Raw genomic sequence first — 17,099 nt, forward strand, 5'->3', positions numbered from 1 at the left:
CGCCGAAGACGCGGTGTTGAATGGTTCGGTCGCAAGCTCCCTCACGGGCGCACCACCCCTTCACCGGTCAGCCGGACCGAACGCCACTCGTCCGGATCCGCCCGGAGCAGGCTATCCACCACCGGACGCGGCAGCGGCACCCCGACGTCGTCGTGGGTGAGCAGGGTGACGGCGGCCTGCAGGTGACCCTGCCGCAGCCGTTCCAGGGGCGTGGCGCCGCGCAGGGTCGCGGCGAGGAAGCCGGCGGCGAACGCGTCGCCGGCACCGACCGGCTCGACGACGTCGACCTTGAGCGCCGGGGCGAACAGCGGCTCGCCCTCGACCAGCGTCGCACCGCGCTCGCCGTGCTTGACGACGAGCGTCCGCGGCCCCGGCAGCAACGCCCGCAGCTTCGCCGGGTCACCCGTCCCCCACACCTGCCGGGCCTCGTCGTCACCGGTCAGGACGATGTCGGCGCGACCGGCCAGTTCGGCGAGCAGGCCGGGGTCGCGGCCCGCCCACAACGCGGGCCGCAGGTTGACGTCGAACGAAATCAGCCGGTCGCCGCGCGGCATCTCCAGCAGGGCGCGCACCAGCGCGAGGCAGCTGACCGACAACGCCGGCGTGATCCCCGACAGGTGCAGCACGCGGACGCCGTCGAGGTCCAGGCGGTCCAGCAGCGAAGGATCCATCGCCGACGCGGCCGAGCCCGCCCGGTAGTAGCGCACGGGACTGCCGCCGGCGCCGCTTTCCTTGACGTAGAGCCCGGTCGGGCGCAGCGGGTCGATGGAACACGCGCTGACGTCGACGCCGTGGGACGCGACCTCGCGCAGCATCGCCCGGCCGAACGGGTCGTCCCCGACCGCGCTCACCCAGCCACTGCGGATTCCCAGCGTCGGCAGGTTGCAGGCCACGTTCGATTCGGCGCCGCCGATGGTGCGCACCCAGTGCTTCACCTCGTCCGGCGGGCCGGGTTCGGCGGGCACGAACAGCGCCATCGACTCGCCCACGCACAACACCTCGGGCCCGCTCGTCACGTCCGGTCTCCCTGCCCTTCACCCCGTTGACCTGTGGCGACCCGGATGCTACACCTATGGCACTCAAAATGCGCAACAGTCGTTGCAACATACGCAACTGCAACACACACTGCAGGGGGCGCCGCCGATGAACGACTGCACCATGAACAGCGCCGCCCTCGACGCTCTCCGCCAGGAGCGCGTCGACTGGCGGTTCCGCTCCGCCGCCCCCGCCCTGAGCGGGCTGACCCTCGCCGAAGCCGCGGACCGCCGGCTGAACCTGTTCACCGACGGGTTCTTCGCCCCCTTCGTCGTCCTCGACGAAGAAGCGCTCGAACACAACCTGCGGACGATGGCCGCGTGGTGCGCCGCGCGGGGCGTGGCGCTCGCGCCACACGGCAAGACGACCATGGCACCGCAGCTGTTCGCGCGCCAGATCGAGCACGGCGCGTGGGGCGTGACCTGCGCGAACGCCGGCCACCTCCGGATCTACCGCGCTTTCGGGGTGTCCCGGATCCTGCTGGCCAACCAGTTCCTCGACCCGGCCGGCCTGCGCTGGCTGGCCGCCGAGCTGGCGGCCGACCCGGGCTTCGAGTTCTTCTGCTGGGTCGACTCGGTCCGCGGAGTCGAGCTGATGACCGCGGCCCTCGAAGGCACGCGGCGCCCGGTGGACGTCCTGGTCGAACTGGGCGCCGACGGCGGCCGCACCGGTGTTCGCGACACCGCGACCGCGCTGGCGATCGCCGAGGCGGTCCAGGCGAGCCCGGTGCTGCGGCTGCGGGGCACCGGCGGGTACGAAGGCGCGCTGTCCCACGGCACCGACGAAGCCGCCCTGGCCAAGATCAGTTCCTATGTGGACGGACTGCGTGACCTGGCGATCTCGTTCGCGGACAAGGGCCTCCTCGACGGGCAGATCGTCGTCACCGCCGGCGGCAGCGCCTACTTCGACCAGGTCGCCAACGAGCTGACCAAGCCGTGGCCGGACGGCCTCGACGTGCTGCCGGTGCTGCGCAGCGGCGCCTACCTGACCCACGACGACGGCTTCTACCGCGAGGTCTCCCCGCTCGGCGACCACCCGCGCATCGACGGCGTCGACTCGTTCCGGCCGGCGCTGCGAGCCTGGGCGCAGGTGACGTCGAAGCCGTCGGACGAGCTCGCGCTGCTCACCATCGGCAAGCGCGACGCGTCCTTCGACGAGGGCCTGCCGGAGCCGCAGCTGCGGCGCACCCCGGGCGGGCCCTCCGAGCCGCTGGCGGGGCACACCGTCACGAAGCTCAACGACCAGCACGCCTTTCTCGCGCTGCCGTCCGGATCGCCGGTCGAGGTCGGCGACTGGATCGGGCTCGGGCTTTCCCACCCGTGCACGGTGTTCGACAAGTGGCCCCTGTTACCGGTGACCGCGGCCGACGGCGAAACCGTCGTCGACTACGTCCGGACGTGGTTCTGATGGACGTCGTCTTCCGCGGCGCGCTCGTCGCCGACGGCACCGGCGGCCCGCTCACCCGCCACGACGTCGGGGTCACCGGCGGGAAGATCGCGAGTGTCGCCGAAGCGGGGTCGCTGGCCGGGCGCCGGACCATCGACGCCGGCGGCCTGGTGCTCGCGCCCGGGTTCATCGACATGCATTCGCACTCCGACCTGCAGCTGCTGGCCAACCCGGACCACCCGGCCAAGATCACCCAGGGCGTGACGACCGAGGTCCTCGGCCAGGACGGCCTGTCGTACGCACCGGTCGACGACGCCGTGCTCGAGGCCCTGTGCCAGCAGCTCGCGGGCTGGAACGACGACCCGCCGGGGTTCGACTGGAACTGGCGCTCGGTCGGCGAATACCTCGACCGCCTCGACCGGGGCATCGCCGTCAACGCCGCCTACCTCGTGCCGCAGGGCACGGTCCGGATGCTCGCCGTCGGCTGGGACGACCGGCCCGCCACGGACGCCGAGCTGAACCGGATGAAGGAACTCGTGGCCACGGGCCTGGCCGAGGGCGCGATGGGGATGTCGTCCGGCCTCACCTACACGCCCGGGATGTACGCGGACACCGGTGAGCTGGTCGAACTGTGCCGGGTCGTCGGCGAGCTGGGCGGGTTCTACAGCCCGCACCACCGCAGCTACGGCAAAGGCGCGCTGGAGGCGTTCGCCGAGATGATCGACGTCTCGCGCCGGTCCGGCTGCCCCCTGCACCTGGCGCACGCGACGATGAACTTCTCGGTCAACAAGGGCAAGGCCCCCGAGCTGCTGAAGCTGCTGGACGACGCCCTCGACGACGGCTGCGACATCTCTCTGGACACCTACCCGTACCTGCCGGGTGCGACCTACCTCTCGGCCCTGCTGCCGAGCTGGGCCACCGAAGGGGGCCTGGCCGCCACGCTCGCCCGTTTGTCCGATGTGGACGAGCGTGAGCGGATCCGCGCCGAGATCGAAGAGTCCGGTTCGGACGGCGCGCACGGCGTCCCGATCGACTGGGACGCCATCGAAATCAACGGCGTCCGCAACGAAGCCAACGCGCACCTCGTCGGGCACACCGTCGCCGCGTCCGCGCGCACGTTGGGCACCGAACCGGCGAAGCTGTACTTCGACACCCTCCTCGACGAGAAGCTCGGGACGTCGTGCCTGATGCACGTCGGGCACGAGGAGAACGTCCAGGCCATCATGCGGCACCGGACGCACACCGGCGGCAGCGACGGGCTGCTCGTCGGCGCCCGGCCGCACCCGCGTGCGTGGGGCACGTTCCCCCGTTACCTGGCCCGGTACGTCCGCGAACTGGGTGTGCTGGACCTCGCCGAGTGCGTCGCCCACCTGACCGGGCGGGCCGCGCGGCGGCTGCGGCTGGCCGACCGCGGGCTGGTCCGCGCCGGGTACGCCGCCGACCTGGTGCTGTTCGACCCCGGAACGATCACCGACACCGCCACCTTCGACGATCCCCGGCAGGCGGCCGCCGGGATCACCCACGTCTTCGTCAACGGCGTCGCCGCCCTCGACGACGGAAGCCCCACCGGCGCCCTCGCCGGACACTCCCTGCGCAACCCCCGGAGAGCCCGATGATCCACTGGCTGCAACACACCACGGGCGGGCTGCTGACGCTCGCCGCCGTCTCGATCGCCGTCCTGCTGGTGCTGATCATCAAGCTGAAGCTGGAACCCTTCATCGCGCTGATCGTCGTCGGCCTGCTCACCGCGCTGGCGGCGGGCCTGCCCGTCGGGACGATCGTCGGCTCGGCCCAGAAGGCGTCGGACTCCCTGCTGGAGAAGGGGTTCGGCAGCATTCTCGGGCACATCACGGCGATCATCGGCCTGGGCACGATCCTCGGCTCGATCCTGGAACGCTCCGGCGGCGCGAAAGTGCTCACCGGGGCGCTGCTGCGGTCGTTCGGCGAGAAGCGGGCGCCGCTGGCCATGGGCGTCGCCGGGTTCGTCTTCGGCATCCCGGTGTTCTTCGACATCGGCATCTTCGTGCTGGCCCCGCTGGTCTACGTCGCCGCGCGCCAGGGTGGCAAGTCGCTGGTGCTGTACGCGATGCCGCTGCTGGCCGGCCTCTCGATCACGCACGCCTTCCTGCCGCCGCACCCCGGCCCGGTGGCCGCGGCCGGCCTGCTGCACGTCGAACTCGGCTGGGTCATCCTGATGGGCCTGGCCTGCGGGATCCCGGCGTTCCTCGTCGGCGGCGTGCTCTACTCGACGTGGATCGGCAAGCGGATCGTCGTCGACGTGCCCGAGGACATGGTCTTCGCCGAGGAGGAAAGCGAGAAGGAGGAGAACCCGCCGTCGCTGGGGCTGGTCGCCGCGATCATCGCGGTGCCGCTGGTGCTGATCCTGGCCGGCACCTTCGGCAGGATCTGGCTGCCGAAGGGCTCCGCGCTCGCCGGTGTCGCCGCGTTCATCGGCACCCCCGCGGTCGCGCTGACCGTCGCCGTCCTGCTCGCGTCCTGGCTGCTGGGCCTGCGGCGCGGGTTCACCGGCAAGGACCTCAACGAGCTCGCGGCGAAGTCGCTGCGGCCGGTCGCGATGATCCTGCTGGTCGTCGGCGCGGGCGCGTTCTTCGGCGCGGTGCTCTCGGCGACCGGGATCGGCAAGGCCGTCGCCGACTCGCTGCACGACGCCGGGCTGCCGGTGCTGCTCGCGGCGTACGTCATCAGCTGCGGCATGCGGATCGCGCAGGGTTCGGCGACCGTCGCCATCGTGACCACGAGCGGGATCATCGCGCCGACCGTGGCCCAGCTCGGCTATTCGCAGATCCAGCTGGCCCTGCTGGTGATGGCGATCTCCGCCGGCTCGATCATCGCCTCGCACGTCAACGACGGCGGCTTCTGGATCGTTTCGCGGTACTTCAACCTCACCGTGCCGCAGACGATCAAGTCCTGGACCGCGCTGGAAACCGTGCTTTCCCTTTCGGGTTTCGGGGTTTCGGCATTGCTCATGGCCGTGGTCTAAACCATACTGAAGCCTGTCACCGCCGAAACCCGTTGGGAGACAAAGACGATGACCGGACTTTCCCGTCGCACGTTCCTCGGCGCCGCCGCCGGCGCGGGGGCCGCCACCGTGCTCGGCACGCAGGTGGCCGGCGCGGCCACCACGGAGAAAGGCTGCTTCGCCGGCACCACCGTGTACATCGGCAGCTACACCACCGGGGCGACCGGGCACGGCCTCGACGTCGCCACCCGTTCGGGCGCGGCGCTGTCCCCGGTGCGCACCGTCGCGGGGATCACTGACACGTCGTGGTTCGACCGCGGCGCCGGCGGCAAGACGCTGTACGTCACCAACGAAGGCGACCCGGCCGGGTACGTCTCGGCGCTGAGCCTCGCCGACCCGGTGAACCCGAAGCTGCTCAACAAGGTCTCGTCGAAGGGCGGTGCGCCGACGCACCTTTCGGTGCATTCGAGCGGGAAGTACGTGCTGGCCGCGAACTACAGCTCGGGCAGCGTCGTCGTGCTGCCGATCCTGGCCGGCGGCAAGCTCGGGCCGGCCACGGACCTCGTCACCCACCACGGTGCCGAACGGGACGCGCACGCGCACCAGGTCGTCAACGACCCCAGCGGCCGCTGGGTCCTGGCGGTCGACCTCGGCGCGGACTCGGTGTACGTCTACGGCTTCGCCGCCGGGAAGCTTTCGCGGCACCAGCAGCTGAAGCTGCCGTCGGGCGCCGGGCCGCGGCACCTCGCGTTCGACCGCACCGGGAAGTTCGCCTACATCCTGGGCGAGCTGCGGGCGGAGGTGACCGTGGCGACCTGGGACGCGGCCGCCGGGAGGTTGAAAGCGCTCTCGGTCGTCCCGGCCGTGCCCGCCGGGAGCACCGGCGAGCAGTACCCGGGCGAGATCCTCGTGTCGAACGACGGGAAGTTCGTCTACGCGACCGTCCGCGGACCCAACACCTTGGCCACCTTCGCGGCCTCCGGCGCAACCCTGAAGCTGGTGTCGAACGCGCCCACCGGCGGCAACTGGCCGCGGCACGTGGCCCTCGACCCTTCCGAAAGCTGGTTCTACGTCTCGAACCAGCGCTCCGGCACCGTCACCTGGCTGCCCCGCGACCCGGCCACCGGCCTGCCCGGCGCCCCCGCCGGCCAACTGGCCGTCGGCAGCGTCAACTCCGTCTACTTCGCCTGATCCCCGCCAGTGGAGGGTTCCCCCATGAGACTGCGCCGCACCCTGCCCGTCATCGCCGGGCTGGCCCTGCTGGCCGGCTGCGCGCCCACCCAGTCCGCGCCCGCGGGCGGCGGCGGGGACGACAAGACCGGCACCGTCCGCGTCTGGCTGTTCGACGAGGCCAACCGGGCCCCGAAGGAAGCCGCGGTCAAGGAGGCGATCGCCGAGTTCAAGGCGGCGCACGCCGGCGTCGAGATCGACGTCCAGTGGGTGCCGGTCGAGGGCCGCGCCGACAAGTTCTCGGGTGCCTTCAACGACCCGGCCAACGCCCCGGACGTCGCCGAGTTCGGCAACACCGACGTCTCCAGCTACGCGGCCACCGGGGCACTGGCCGACCTGACCGGCGACCTCGCGGCGTGGGGCGAGGGCAAGGACCTCATCCCGACGGTGCTGGACACCGCGAAGTCCGGCGGCCGGACCTACGGCCTGCCCTGGTACACCGGCATCCGGGCGCTCTACTACCGCACCGACGTCTTCACCGAGCTCGGCCTCAAGCCGCCGTCGACGCTGGCCGAGCTGACCGGCACCGCCCGCCGGATCCGCGCCGCCAAGCCGGATCTCTACGGCATCGCCGTCGGCGGCAAGTACACCTACGCGATGCTGCCCTTCCTCTGGGCCAACGGCGGGGAGCTGGCGCAGGAGAACGGCGGCAAGTGGACGTCGGCGGTCACCGGTGAGCAGGCCAAGGCCGGGGTGACGCAGTACGCGACCCTGCTCAAGGACGACATCTGCCCGCCCGCGCAGTGCGCCAACCTGACCGGCACGCAGAGCGTCACGGCGTTCGCCGGCGGCAAGGCCGGGATGACGATCGGCGGCGACTTCAACCGCAAGGCCGTCGACCAGGGCGCGGTCAAGGGCAAGTACGCCGTCGTGCCGCTGCCGGGCACCACCGCGGGCAGCACGGCGCCCGCGTTCGCCGGCGGCAACCTCCTCGGCGTGTTCAAGGCGAGCAAGCACCGCGGCCTGGCCCTGGAGTTCATCGAGCTGCTCGGCGGCGCGAAGTACCAGGAGAAGATGTACACCGCGATGGGGAACCTGCCGACGCTGGGCAGCGTGCAGCAGAAGCTCGCGGCGAACGACCCGTTCCTCAAGCCGTTCGTCGACACCCTGAAGGCGGGCACGAAGTTCGTGCCGGCGACACCGGCGTGGTCGAAGATCGACAGCCAGAACGTGCTGCCGACGGCCGTGCAGCAGATCGCCACCGGCGGCAAGGACCCGTCGGCGGCACTGGCCGACGCGGCCGCCGCGATGAACAAGGCCTTCGGCTAGTGGTGACGGTCCAGGAAGCCCCTTCCGTCACGGCTCCCGCGCGGCGGCCGAGGCGGCAGGGGGACGGCCGGGCCGCCGCGCTCTACCTCGCCCCGGCCGGCATCCTGCTCGCCGCGCTGCTGGCCTACCCGATCTACCAGCTGGTCCTGATTTCGTTCTACGACTACGGCCAGCCGCAGGCCGCGGGCAACGCGCCACTGGTGTTCCTCGGCTTCGCGAACTACGCCGACCTGCTGTCCCAGGCGCAGTTCTGGACCGTGCTCGGCAAGACCGTCGGGTTCGCCGCCGCCTGCGTCGCCGGTTCGCTCATCGTCGGCACCGGGCTCGCGGTGCTGGCGAGCCGGGTGCGGTCGCTGCCCCGGATGCTGCTGTTCCTGGCCGCGCTGGGTGCGTGGTCGACACCGGCGATCGCCGGCTCCTACGTCTGGCTGTTCCTCTTCGACACCGACTTCGGCCTGGTCAACGAGGTGCTGTCGGGGCTCGGGCTGCCGTTCGAGCACCACTCGTGGACGTTCGGCACGCTCGGCGCGTTCGGGCTGGTCGCGGCCGAGGTGATCTGGTGCTCGTTCCCGTTCGTGCTGGTCACGATGTACGCCGGGATCAAGGGCGTACCGGACGAAGTCCTGGAGGCCGCGTCGCTCGACGGAGCGTCCGCGTGGCGCACGACGTGGACGATCGTGCTGCCGATGGTGCGGCCGCTGCTGATGATCGCGACGGTCCAGTCGATCATCTGGGACTTCAAGGTGTTCACCCAGATCTACGTGATGACCAACGGCGGCGGCGTGGCCGGGCGCAACCTGGTGCTCAACGTCTACGCCTACCAACAGGCCTTCGCCGGGCAGGAGTACGGCCTCGGCTCGGCGATCGGAGTCGTGATGACGCTGTTGCTGCTGTCGGTCACCGGGCTGTACGTCCGGACGCAGCGCCGGAGCGCGGCATGGCTGTGAAACGTCCTGGACGGCTGGTCGCCGAAGTCGTCACCGTGGTGATCGCCGGGATCGTCGCGTTCCCGCTGTACTGGATGCTGCTCTCGGCGGTGAAGCCGGCGGGCGAGATCCAGACGGCGAACCCGAAGCCGTGGACGTTCAGCCCGTCGTTCGACAGCTTCTCGCGGGTGCTCACGGTGTCGGGCTTCGGGCGGTACTTCGTCAACAGCCTGCTCGTGGCCCTGGTCGTCGTGGCGCTGTCGCTGCTGCTGTCGTTCCTTTCGGCCGTGGCCCTGACGCGGTTTTCCTTCAAGGGCCGGACCGTGCTGCTGGTGATGACGCTGGTCGCGCAGATGGTGCCGGTGGAGGCGCTGACCATCCCGCTGTTCTTCCTGATGCGGTCCCTCGGCGGCGCGGTGCCGGCGCTGGGCCTCAACGAGCTGGGTTCGCTGGTGCTGGTGCACCTGGCGTTCAGCCTGCCGTTCGCGATCTGGATGCTGCGGGGCTTCGTCGCCGCGGTGCCGGTGGAGCTCGAAGAAGCCGCCAAGCTCGACGGCGCGTCCCGGATGCGGTTCACCTGGCAGATCCTGTTCCCGCTGGTGGCGCCCGGGCTGGTCGCGGTGAGCGTGCTCGCGTTCATCCACGCGTGGAACGACTTCCTGTTCGCCAAGACGTTCATCATCTCCAAGACCGAGAACCAGACGCTGCCGCAGGCGATCCTGGTGTTCTTCAAGCCGGAGGACACCGACTGGGGCGCGGTGATGGCGTCGTCGACGCTGATGACGATCCCGGTGCTGGTGTTCTTCGTCCTCGTCCAGCGACGGCTGGTGTCCGGCATGGCCGGCGCCGTGAAGGGCTGACATGGCTTTCGGCACCCTGCTCCCCCGTCCGGTTTCGGTGACGCCCGCACCGGGCGCCTGCCCGTGGCCGTCCACTGTGGACGTCCGGCCCGCTGATCTGCCACCGGAGGGCTATCGGCTCTCGATTTCCCCGTCCGGTGTGGTTCTGTTCTGCGGCGATGCGGCCGGGGAGTGCCACGGGCGGGAGACGTTGCGGCAGCTGGCGGGGCCGTCGGCGTTCCGGGTGGCCGGGTTTTCGCCTTCGTCGCTGCCGTGCGGGGTCGTCGAGGACCACCCGCGGTTCGGGTGGCGCGGGTGCCTGCTGGACGTCGCCCGGCACTTCCGGACCAAGGCCGAGGTGCTCCGGTTCGTCGACCTGCTGGCCGTGCACAAGCTGAACGTGCTCAACCTGCACCTCACCGACGACCAGGGCTGGCGCTTCGAGGTCCCGGCGTTCCCGCGGCTGACGTCGGTGGGCGGCTGGCGGCCGTCGTCGATGGCCGGCAGCCGGGGTGCGCAGGACGGCCGTCCGCACGGCGGCTTCTACACCGGCGACGACCTGCGGGAGATCGTCGCCCACGCCGCGTCGCGGGCCATCACGGTGGTACCGGAGATCGACATCCCCGGCCACGCGCGGGCGGCACTGGCGGCTTACCCTTCTTTGGGAACTTCGTCGTCCTACGAGGTCTGGACTTCGTGGGGTATCAGCACTTCGCTGCTTTCGCCCGGATCGTCCACTTTGGACTTCTTCCGGCAGGTGTTCGACCACCTGCTGGAGATCTTCCCGTCCCCGGTGCTCGCCCTCGGCGGCGACGAGACGCCGGGCGCGACCGACGAGCACCGCGCGTTCGTCCGGCAGCTGGCGGACCACCTGGTGGCCCGCGGCCGCACCCCGATGGGCTGGGACGAGGTCCTCGACATCGACGGCCTCCCCCCGATGGTGATCGGCGCCTGGCGCAACGAGGACGCGGGCCTCCGGGCGGCTTCGGCGGGGCACGACGTGGTGCTGTGCCCGGAGCAGCACCTGTACCTGGACCACCGGCAGTCGCCGCACCCGGACGAGCCGATCCCGGTCGGCTGGATCCACACCCTGGAGGACGTGTACGCGTACGAGCCCGCGTTGGGCGGTCCGCGGCTGCGTGGCGTGCAGGCGCAGGTGTGGAGCGAGCACCTCGACAGCGTCCGGCGGGTGGACTACATGGCTTTCCCGCGGCTGTCGGCGTTCGCGGAGGTGGCTTGGAGTTCCGGGCCACGGGACTACACGGAGTTCCTGCCACGCCTGCGCGACCACCACCTGCCGAGGCTTGATGCGCTCGGCGTGGAGTACCGGCCGCTGGACGGGCCGCACCCCTGGCAGACGCGGCCGGGGGTGCCGGGCCGGCCACGCTAGTTCGGACGAGGTGAACGACTCTTTCACCACATCGCCGCGGGCCGGTTTCGGGGAGCGAGCCGGTTCCGGCCACCGACGTCGAACAACCTGCGACGCGCGACACTAGCCGTGCCACGCGGTCAGCATGGTCCGCCCGCCGACGCCGGCGCGTTTGCGGGCCACCTCCCACTGCGTGAGGAGGACCGCCTCGGTCCAGCCGCCGGCGGCGAGGAGCCGCCGCAGGATCGGCGTGGTGAGGTGGAACGGCAGGTTGCCGACGACGACCGGCCGGTCCAGCCGGGTCCGGAGCGCATCGCCGTGAACCACGGTCACCGACGGCAGGCGGCGCCTGAGCCGGCGAGGCGCGCCGTCAGGCGCGGCGGAGACGCTGAGCCTTACGCCCGTAGGCGGGCATCCACAAAGTTCCCATGGTCCCGGACCCTACAAGCCCGCGACGGCGCGCTGCGACCGGTTTACGGCAGCAGCGTCACCGTGACCGACTTCGTCGGGCCCACGTTGCCCGCCGCGTCGATCGAGCGGTACTCGATCCGGTGCCTGCCGTACCCCGGCTTCCGCTCCGAGAACGGCGACACCGTGAGCCCACCCTCGCCCAGGTTGCCGTACGCCAGGCCGTCGATCTCCGTGCCGCGGGGCGTGAACACGTACGGCGCGTCCGGGTCCGTCGGCCAGCCGTAGAACTTGTGCCAGCCGTCGCCGTCCACGCGGAACTCCGGCATTCCGTCCGGCGACTTCAAGCGCATCGTGAACGAGCCGTGGTACACCGAACCCGTCGGCAGCTCCGCCGTGGTTTCCGGGCCCGTTGCGTCCACCGTCCAGGTCAAGGTCGTGCCGCGGGTGGTCGCGGTGAGTGTGTGCGTGCCGCGGGGCACGTCGAGGACGTGGTCGGAGCCGGTGCCGGCCAGGCGGCCGTCGAGCGACCACACGACCTGAGGGATCGAACCGGTCGGCTCGCCGGTTTCGACGTAGACCACGTCGTGGCCGCCGACCGGGCGCGAAACCGGCGTCGACGCCACCACCGCCGGTCCGCCCGCGGGCGCGGTGACCACCGCCGTGTCGACCGTCCAGGTGCGGGTCGCCGTCGGCCGGACCGCCGGGTCGCGGACGAACGGCGTCGGGTCGGTCACCGTCGCCGTCAGCGTGTGCCTGCCCGGCTTGACGTGCGCGCGGCGCAGGTCGACCGCGTCACGGCCGGGCAGCCTCCTGCCGTCGAGCGTCCACGTGACGTCCAGGCGGTGGCTCACCGGGTGCATCGGGCGCACCCACACGACGCGGTCGGCGCCGATCGTCCCGGCCGGGGTGCCGCCGGCGACGAGCGGGACCTTCGCCGCGATCCGCGCCGTCATCCGCTCGCGGCCGACCTGGTCGAACGCGTACCCGAGTGTCTTCATCATCGAGTGCCTGCTCGGCCGCCAGACGCCGGTCTGGGCGTACAGCCCGCCTTCGAAGCGGCCGATCGGGCCGCCGGACTCGCTGGGCTCGCCGAGCCAGCGCCACCACTTGGCGTGCTGGGCCCGCAGCTGCGGCTCGGTGAGCAGGGTGTGGTGGATCGACGCGGGCTCGCCGCCCTCGTAGGCGCCACCCGGGACGGCGCGCGCGTAGTAGTCGTACTCGTCGTCGAGGCCGCCGAGCGAGTGGCCGAGCTCGTGCGGCGAGATGAGCGCGGACAGCGCGTTCCCGCCGGACGCCGTCGCGTAGGTGCCGCCCGCGCCGCCGTAGGTGGTGCTGTTGCCCAGCGCCAGGATCTGGCGGTTCGCGCGGGTCGTGCCGGGCACCAGGTCGGCGTACCGCTGGGCGGCCGCGTCGTCGACGGTCAGCAGCCGCTGGACGCTCGAAGCGTTGCAGCCGCCCCAGAAACCCATGTTCAGCGGGGTGTCCCGGCGTGGCGCGTCGAGCGAAGGGTCACAGTCCACACCGGACTCCGGCGAGGCGAGGGAAACGGCGTGGACGTTGAAGTAGCTGCGGTAGGACTTGAACGGCTCCAGCGACCACAGCGTGCTGACGTGCCGCTGGACGTCGGCGAAGAACTTCGGCTGCTCGGCGGCGGTGTAACCGTCCCCGAGCACGACGAGGTTGAACCGCTGCGCCACGGGCCCGGTGACCTGGACTTCGGTGACGGTGGCCGCGGGCGCATCGGCGTACGCCGGGGCGGCGATCCCGGCGGCGAACACGAACGCTGCGGCGAACCCGGCCCACTTCCGCATGGCGGCACTCCCCTGGTCGGCGTGCTTTCCGGTGTACCGCACCGGCCGGAGCGCCGGAACCCGCCGGAAGTCGGGGCCGCCGTGTAGGCCGTTATACGCGGGTCAGGCGGTACCAGACCTCCGGCCGCCCGATCTGGCCGTAGTGCGGCTCGCGGTGGGCCATGCCGTTGTCCGCCAAGTACTCCAGGTACCTTCGTGCCGTCACGCGGGAGGCGCCGATCGCGCTCGCCGCCGCGCCTGCCGAAAGTCCTTCCGCCGCCCCGGAAAGCGCGTCGGTGATCGCTTCCAGGGTCTGGACGCTCATTCCCTTCGGCAGCGGGGGCTGCTCGGTCGTGCGCAGCGCGCCGAGGGCCCGGTCGATCTCCGCCTGGCCGGTGACCTCGCCGGACGCGTCGCGGAACTCCGCGTAGCGCTCGAGCTTTTCGCGCAGGGTGGCGAACGTGAACGGCTTGAGCAGGTACTGCACCACGCCGACCGACACCGCCGCCTTGACCAGGCCGAGGTCGCGCGCCGACGTCACGGCGATGACGTCGATCGGCAGGCCGGCCGCGCGCAGCGAGCGGCAGACCGCCAGGCCGTGCGTGTCCGGCAGGTAGAAGTCCAGCAGCACCAGGTCGACCGGCTCGCGTTCGCAGAACCGCAGCGCCTCGCCGCCGGAGTGGACCACGCCGGCCACCTCGAACCCCGGGAGCCGCTCGACGTACACGCGGTGCGCCTCCGCCGCGACCGGCTCGTCCTCCACCACCAGCACGCGGATCACCGGCCCGCCTCCTGCCGCGGCAGCCGCACGGTGAACACCGCGCCGCCGTCCCGCCCGACCTCGACCGTACCGCCGTAGCGGCGCACCGCCTGCCCGACGAGCGCGAGCCCGAGCCCGTGGCCGTCCTCGGCCTTCGTCGACCACCCGCGTCTGAACACGTCGGCGTCGTCGGGCACGCCGGGCCCGGAGTCGGCGACGCGCAGCAGCAGCCCGTCCTCCTCGGAGCGGGCGGTGACGACGACCTTCGGGTGACCGGTGCCGCGCACGGCCGCGTCGAGGCCGTTGTCGATCAGGTTGCCGAGGATGGTCACCAGGTCCCGGGCCTCGATGCCGAGCGAGACGTCGTCGATCACGGTGTCCGGGGTGACCGTCAGCTCGACCCCGCGCTCGCTCGCTTCGGCCGCCTTGCCCAGCAGCAGCGCGGCGAGCACCGGCTCGGCGACGGCGCCGACGACCCGGTCGGTCAGCTCCTGCGCGAACGCGAGCTCGGCGGTGGCGAACTCGACCGCCTGCTCGGGTTTGCCGATCTCGACGAGGGAAACGACCGTGTGGAGCCGGTTCGCCGCCTCGTGCGCCTGCGACCGCAGCGCTTCGGCGAGGCCGCGGGCGGTGGTCAGCTCCCCGGTCAGCGACTGCAGTTCCGTGTGGTCGCGCAGGACGACGACGGTGCCCTGCGAACGGCCGCCCGAGCTGACGGCGGTCGTGCTCACCAGCAGCACGCGCGAGTCCGTCAGGTGCAGTTCCTCGGCCCGGTTCTCCTCCGACGTGAACGCCTCGGCCAGCCCGTCCGGCAGGCCCAGCGTCGCCAGGTCGCGGCCGACCGGGTCGGCGTCGAGGCCGAGGAGCGTGCGTGCCCCGTCGTTGCAGAGGCCGATCCGCCCGTCCCGGCCGACGAGCAGCACGCCTTCGCGGACCGAATGCAGCACGGCCTCGTGGTACTCGAAGAGGTTGCTCAGCTCGTCCGGCGCGACGCCCCGGGTCTGGCGTCGCAGCCGGGCGCTGATCAGCCAGCCGCCCAGCGCCCCGACCAGCAGCACCGCGCCCGAGACGCCGAACAGCGGCCACAGCCGTTCACGCAGCTCGGCCGAGATCGCCGCGACCTTGATCCCGACCGCGACGAGCGCCACCACGCGGTGGCCCGCGTCGAACACCGGCACGACCGTGCGCACCGACGGGCCGAGCGAGCCGGTGTAGGTCTCGGTGAGGGTCTGGCCCTGCTGTGCCTTGTCGATGGTCCCGATGTAGTGCTGGCCGATCAGCGACGGCGTCGGGTGCGTGTAGCGGATCCCGGCCGGGCTCATGATCGTGATGAAGTCGACGCGGGTGTGGTCCTTCACCCGCAGCGCGAACGGCTGGAGCGCCGCGCTCGGGTCCGGCGTCCCCAGCGCCGCCACGACGCTGGGTGCGTCGGCGACGGTCAAGGCGACCACCCGGACCTGGTCGCTCGCGTTCTCGTGGACCGCGCGCTGCGCGTCGAGGTAGGCGAACGTGATCCCGGCGCCGGCCAGCACGCAGAGCGCCGCGAGCTGCAGCACGAGCAGCTGGCGGGCCAGGCTCCAGTGGGACCGCAACGTCGGGGGCACCTCCTCATACCAGCACACCTCGTGGGCCGGTGTCCGAACGGGACAGTGCGATCATCACACGAACTCAATGAACACAAGTGAGCCGGATCACCGGTGAGCGCCTACAGTGTGCCGCAACCTGGACATCCCCGAGCTGGAGGCAACGGTGCCTACACCGACCCCCGACGCGGCGCCGCGCCGCGACAAGACCCGCTACCTGTACCTGGCCGTGATCGTCGCGGTCGCGCTGGGCATCGCGGTCGGCTTCCTCTTCCCCGGCTTCGCCAAGGGCCTCAAACCGCTCGGCGACGGCTTCGTGAACCTGATCAAGATGATGATCTCGCCGATCATCTTCTGCACCATCGTGATCGGCGTCGGGTCGGTCGCGAAGGCGGCGAAGGTCGGCAAGATCGGCCTGATGGCCCTCTTCTACTTCATCGCCATGTCGACGTTCGCGCTGGCGATCGGCCTGATCGTGGGCAACCTGCTGCACCCGGGCACCGGGCTGCACCTGAACCCCGCCGACGTGAAGAGCGCGCAGAAGTCGGCCACCGGCGCCGCCGGCCCGGTCGAGTTCGCGCTCAGCATCATCCCGAAGACGCTCGTCTCGGCGTTCACCGAAGGCCAGGTGCTGCAGACGCTGCTGGTGGCGCTGCTCGTCGGCTTCGCGCTGCAGAAGCTCGGCCCCAAGGGCGCCCCGATCCTGCGCGGCATCGAGCACATCCAGCGGCTGGTCTTCCGGATCCTGGCGATGATCATGTGGGCCGCCCCGATCGGCGCGTTCGGCGCCATCGCCGCGGTGGTCGGCGCGACCGGGCTCAACGCGTTGAAGAGCCTCGCGGTGATCATGATCGGCTTCTACCTGACCTGCCTGGTGTTCGTGTTCGGCATCCTCGGCACGGTGCTGTGGGTCGGCGCGCGGGTGAGCATCCTGAAGCTGCTCAACTACCTGCGTCGCGAGTTCCTGCTGATCCTGTCGACGTCGTCGTCCGAGTCGGCGCTGCCGCGGCTGATCGCGAAGATGGAACACCTCGGCGTCGGCAAGTCGGTCGTCGGCATCACCGTGCCGACCGGGTACTCGTTCAACCTGGACGGCACCGCGATCTACCTGACCATGGCGACGCTGTTCATCGCCTCCGCCCAGGACGCGCCGCTGTCGGTCGGCGAGCAGATCGTCCTGCTGCTGTTCATGATCATCGCTTCGAAGGGCGCGGCCGGCGTCAGCGGCTCGGGCATCGCGGTGCTCGCCAGCGGCCTGCAGTCGCACCGGCCCGACCTGGTCAACGGCGTCGGCTTCATCCTCGGCATCGACCGGTTCATGTCGGAGGCCCGCGCGCTGACGAACTTCGCCGGCAACGCCGTCGCGACCGTCCTCATCGGAAACTGGACGAAGGAGTTCGACCGCGAACAGGCGCACCGGGTGTTCGCCGGCGAGGAACCGTTCGACGAAGCCACCATGCTCGACGAGCACGAGGCGGCCAAACCCGAGCCGGAGGGCGAAAAGGTCCCGGCTTGATCCCT

General features: G+C 71.3%; 13 protein-coding genes and 1 pseudogene. 9 read left to right on the forward strand and 5 right to left on the reverse strand.

Translation table 11 applies throughout. The features are described 5' to 3' along the window. Positions 1-41: 41 nt before the first annotated feature. Positions 42-977, reverse strand: coding sequence for a sugar kinase (locus ACLJQE_RS37930; protein WP_410644622.1), 936 nt, complete (start codon positions 975-977; stop codon positions 42-44). A 166-nt stretch (positions 978-1,143) separates the two neighbouring features. Between ACLJQE_RS37930 and ACLJQE_RS37935 the strand changes: the two genes are divergently transcribed. The 8 genes from ACLJQE_RS37935 to ACLJQE_RS37970 are packed head-to-tail and all read left to right on the forward strand — an operon-like array spanning position 1,144 to position 11,055. Beyond that, positions 1,144-2,442: an amino acid deaminase gene (locus ACLJQE_RS37935; protein WP_410644412.1), complete on the forward strand. Its 1,299-nt coding sequence runs from the start codon at positions 1,144-1,146 to the stop codon at positions 2,440-2,442. Then, entirely contained in the window at positions 2,442-4,037 is a 1,596-nt protein-coding gene (locus ACLJQE_RS37940) for an N-acyl-D-amino-acid deacylase family protein (protein WP_410644413.1), read from the forward strand. Before ACLJQE_RS37935 ends, ACLJQE_RS37940 begins: the two co-directional genes overlap by 1 nt. Continuing rightward, positions 4,034-5,422 (forward strand): GntP family permease, encoded by a 1,389-nt coding sequence (locus ACLJQE_RS37945; RefSeq protein WP_410644414.1) that lies wholly within the window; start codon positions 4,034-4,036, stop codon positions 5,420-5,422. The genes ACLJQE_RS37940 and ACLJQE_RS37945 overlap by 4 nt, the downstream gene beginning before the upstream one ends. 48 nt (positions 5,423-5,470) lie before the next feature. Further along, complete coding sequence (locus tag ACLJQE_RS37950) at positions 5,471-6,592, forward strand: lactonase family protein (protein ID WP_410644415.1); 1,122 nt, start codon at positions 5,471-5,473, stop codon at positions 6,590-6,592. A 24-nt stretch (positions 6,593-6,616) separates the two neighbouring features. Continuing rightward, positions 6,617-7,900, forward strand: coding sequence for an extracellular solute-binding protein (locus ACLJQE_RS37955; RefSeq protein ID WP_410644416.1), 1,284 nt, complete (start codon positions 6,617-6,619; stop codon positions 7,898-7,900). Further along, positions 7,900-8,847, forward strand: a complete 948-nt coding sequence (locus tag ACLJQE_RS37960) for a carbohydrate ABC transporter permease (RefSeq protein WP_410644417.1) — start codon at positions 7,900-7,902, stop codon at positions 8,845-8,847. The genes ACLJQE_RS37955 and ACLJQE_RS37960 overlap by 1 nt, the downstream gene beginning before the upstream one ends. After that, positions 8,838-9,686, forward strand: coding sequence for a carbohydrate ABC transporter permease (locus tag ACLJQE_RS37965; RefSeq protein WP_410644419.1), 849 nt, complete (start codon positions 8,838-8,840; stop codon positions 9,684-9,686). The genes ACLJQE_RS37960 and ACLJQE_RS37965 overlap by 10 nt, the downstream gene beginning before the upstream one ends. A gap of 1 nt (position 9,687) precedes the next feature. Next, positions 9,688-11,055: a beta-N-acetylhexosaminidase gene (locus ACLJQE_RS37970; protein ID WP_410644420.1), complete on the forward strand. Its 1,368-nt coding sequence runs from the start codon at positions 9,688-9,690 to the stop codon at positions 11,053-11,055. A gap of 114 nt (positions 11,056-11,169) precedes the next feature. On the opposite strand, the pseudogene ACLJQE_RS37975 reads toward ACLJQE_RS37970, so the two are convergent. From ACLJQE_RS37975 to ACLJQE_RS37990, 4 genes and pseudogenes are all read right to left on the reverse strand, one after another. Next, positions 11,170-11,370, reverse strand: a pseudogene (locus tag ACLJQE_RS37975) (23S ribosomal RNA methyltransferase Erm); the annotation flags it as partial. A 137-nt stretch (positions 11,371-11,507) separates the two neighbouring features. Further along, positions 11,508-13,256 carry a M64 family metallopeptidase gene (locus tag ACLJQE_RS37980; RefSeq protein WP_410644421.1) on the reverse strand — a complete coding sequence of 583 codons (1,749 nt, stop codon included), beginning with the start codon at positions 13,254-13,256 and terminating at the stop codon, positions 11,508-11,510. Between the two features lie 91 nt (positions 13,257-13,347). Continuing rightward, positions 13,348-14,016: a response regulator gene (locus ACLJQE_RS37985; RefSeq protein WP_410644422.1), complete on the reverse strand. Its 669-nt coding sequence runs from the start codon at positions 14,014-14,016 to the stop codon at positions 13,348-13,350. Beyond that, positions 14,013-15,587 carry an ATP-binding protein gene (locus tag ACLJQE_RS37990; RefSeq protein WP_410644423.1) on the reverse strand — a complete coding sequence of 525 codons (1,575 nt, stop codon included), beginning with the start codon at positions 15,585-15,587 and terminating at the stop codon, positions 14,013-14,015. Before ACLJQE_RS37990 ends, ACLJQE_RS37985 begins: the two co-directional genes overlap by 4 nt. A gap of 157 nt (positions 15,588-15,744) precedes the next feature. On the opposite strand from ACLJQE_RS37990, the gene ACLJQE_RS37995 reads away from it, so the two are divergent. Then, entirely contained in the window at positions 15,745-17,094 is a 1,350-nt protein-coding gene (locus tag ACLJQE_RS37995) for a cation:dicarboxylate symporter family transporter (protein WP_410644424.1), read from the forward strand. The last annotated feature ends 5 nt before the right edge of the window (positions 17,095-17,099 follow it).

The organism is Amycolatopsis sp. lyj-346, from assembly GCF_046548975.1.
GTDB lineage: Bacteria > Actinomycetota > Actinomycetes > Mycobacteriales > Pseudonocardiaceae > Amycolatopsis.

What these genes read in the sequence shown, in the direction of transcription:
- ACLJQE_RS37930 (WP_410644622.1), bottom strand. Translation starts at nt 977, where the DNA reads ATGGCGCTGTTCGTGCCCGCCGAACCCGGCCCGCCGGACGAGGTGAAG.
- ACLJQE_RS37935 (WP_410644412.1), top strand. Translation starts at nt 1,144, where the DNA reads ATGAACGACTGCACCATGAACAGCGCCGCCCTCGACGCTCTCCGCCAG.
- ACLJQE_RS37940 (WP_410644413.1), top strand. Translation starts at nt 2,442, where the DNA reads ATGGACGTCGTCTTCCGCGGCGCGCTCGTCGCCGACGGCACCGGCGGC.
- ACLJQE_RS37945 (WP_410644414.1), top strand. Translation starts at nt 4,034, where the DNA reads ATGATCCACTGGCTGCAACACACCACGGGCGGGCTGCTGACGCTCGCC.
- ACLJQE_RS37950 (WP_410644415.1), top strand. Translation starts at nt 5,471, where the DNA reads ATGACCGGACTTTCCCGTCGCACGTTCCTCGGCGCCGCCGCCGGCGCG.
- ACLJQE_RS37955 (WP_410644416.1), top strand. Translation starts at nt 6,617, where the DNA reads ATGAGACTGCGCCGCACCCTGCCCGTCATCGCCGGGCTGGCCCTGCTG.
- ACLJQE_RS37965 (WP_410644419.1), top strand. Translation starts at nt 8,838, where the DNA reads ATGGCTGTGAAACGTCCTGGACGGCTGGTCGCCGAAGTCGTCACCGTG.
- ACLJQE_RS37970 (WP_410644420.1), top strand. Translation starts at nt 9,688, where the DNA reads ATGGCTTTCGGCACCCTGCTCCCCCGTCCGGTTTCGGTGACGCCCGCA.
- ACLJQE_RS37980 (WP_410644421.1), bottom strand. Translation starts at nt 13,256, where the DNA reads ATGCGGAAGTGGGCCGGGTTCGCCGCAGCGTTCGTGTTCGCCGCCGGG.